This is a genomic window from Marinifilum fragile JCM 15579, assembly GCF_001310955.1.
Lineage (GTDB): Bacteria > Bacteroidota > Bacteroidia > Bacteroidales > Marinifilaceae > Marinifilum > Marinifilum fragile.
This window is the reverse complement of sequence record NZ_BAZX01000066.1, coordinates 1-1,917: the sequence shown is the minus strand read 5'-3', so window position 1 is coordinate 1,917 and position 1,917 is coordinate 1. Positions and strand designations below refer to the sequence as shown.

Below are 1,917 nucleotides of genomic sequence, written 5' to 3'. Positions count from 1 at the left end.
TGTGCCCTGCATGAGCAAGAGCACACTTATCTGTAAGCTCTAGAAAAAGATCAAATATGCAAATATTTGGTCAGAATAGCTAACAATAAGTATGTTATTTTCCAGAGGGTGCAAGTCCCTTATGTGCTGGGGTGACTCCCAGAAGCATTAGTAAGTCGCAAGCTGGTTTACCGTGAGGTATTCAGTGAAGGAAGCGAGACTACAAAATCCGGTACTGACGAACAGAAACCTGATATGAGGCTATAAGTTTGGATAAGGCAGCACACCATGTCGACGTCCCAGCTCTTTTTTTAGAGAATAAACGAAGTAGTAGATCAGGCAGGGATTGGAGGAAGGAAAATGCTCTTACCAGGGGAGATCTTGTCAACTACGAGTTGGTTAAGGCAAGAGGTCAGCAGATACCATATTAGCTATAGGTAACGAGCCATGAATAGAAACCATGGAGGACTCACAATATTGTGAAGGGTTGAACATTAAGTTGTTCCAAATGTTGCAAGGAAGCTTTCTTGGATTCTAGCCTTGCATTAAGCGGAACAGGGAAAGAAAAGTAAAACAGGATGATCGAGCAAATACTAACAGGTAAGAACCTATTAAGAGCGATGTACGGGGTTCAAAAGAACCATGGATCAGCAGGAGTTGATCACATGGCCGTATGTAAATTAACAGAGCTCATGTCGATAAATCGGGAGGAGCTGATAGAAAAGGTTCGCTCAGGAAAGTATTTGCCCCATGCCATTTTAGGTGTGGAGATTCCAAAAGGGAACGGAAAGATGCGCTTATTGGGCATTCCGACCGTAACCGACCGTTTGCTCCAACAAGCGATGTTGCAAATTATCACGGCAAAATTCGAGTTTGATTTTTCGGACAGTAGTTATGGTTTTCGCCCCAATCGGAGTTTACATCAGGCAGCTTTAAAAGCTCAGGAGTATATCAACCAAGGCTTTCAGCACATTGTAGATATTGACCTGCAAAGCTTCTTTGATGAAGTAGACCATTGTTATTTACTGCAATTGCTTTATCGAAAGATAAAATGCAAAACTACAATGCGCCTGATACGCAAATGGCTTCGAGCTCCCATTTTAATTGAGGGTAAATTGGTCAAACGCAGAAAAGGCGTTCCACAGGGCAGTCCATTAAGTCCTCTTTTGTCGAACATCATGTTGCATGAGCTGGATAGAGAACTTGAACGGCAGAAGCTACGCTTTGTACGTTATGCCGACGACTTTAGCATTTACTTGAAAACAAAATCGAAAGCCCGAAGAGTAGGGAATTCGATTTACAAGTTTTTAAGAGACAAACTAAAATTGAAGATAAACAGAGAAAAAAGTGGTATTCGCCGACCAGTTTATTTTACGCTTTTAGGCTTTGGTTTTGTACCAACTTATAAGAAAGGTGAACGAGGCAAATACCAATTTGTAGTATCCAAGAAGAGTTGGAAGGCTTTAAAGCAAAAGCTGAAAGCCATCACCCGAAAAACAATACCCATGAGTTTTGATGAACGCATCCAAAAACTAAAAGAAGCACAACGAGGTTGGGTTAACAACTTCAGAATGGCTAACATTCAGGTAAAACTTCAAGAAGTGGACGGATGGGTAAGAAACCGACTCAGGTATTGCATCTGGCACCATTGGAAAAAGCCTGATAAGAAGAAGCGTAGTCTTATTCGTTTAGGCGTAGAACAAGGGCAAGCCTTTGCATGGTCGCGTACTCGTATGGGAGGCTGGGCAACCAGCCAAAGTCCAATTCTTAGAACTACAATTACTATTGATCGTTTGAAACAACGTGGATATGAATCAATGTTTGATATTTACGAGCGTATCTCCCCACAACTTAATGAACCGCTGTATACGAGACCCGTACGTACAGTGGTGTGAGAGGTTCTCCGCTAGGCTAATGGCCTAGCGGCTGCCTACTCGA

The 1,917-nt window shown here is 42.4% G+C and carries 1 protein-coding gene; it reads left to right on the top strand.

Going from position 1 to position 1,917, the window contains the following annotated elements:
* Positions 1-557 precede the first annotated feature (557 nt).
* Complete coding sequence (gene ltrA, locus JCM15579_RS19885; RefSeq protein WP_054723042.1) at positions 558-1,874, top strand: group II intron reverse transcriptase/maturase; 1,317 nt, start codon at positions 558-560, stop codon at positions 1,872-1,874.
* Positions 1,875-1,917 lie beyond the last annotated feature (43 nt).

Coding starts and splice junctions, on each gene's coding strand:
- ltrA (WP_054723042.1), top strand. CDS start 558: ATGATCGAGCAAATACTAACAGGTAAGAACCTATTAAGAGCGATGTAC.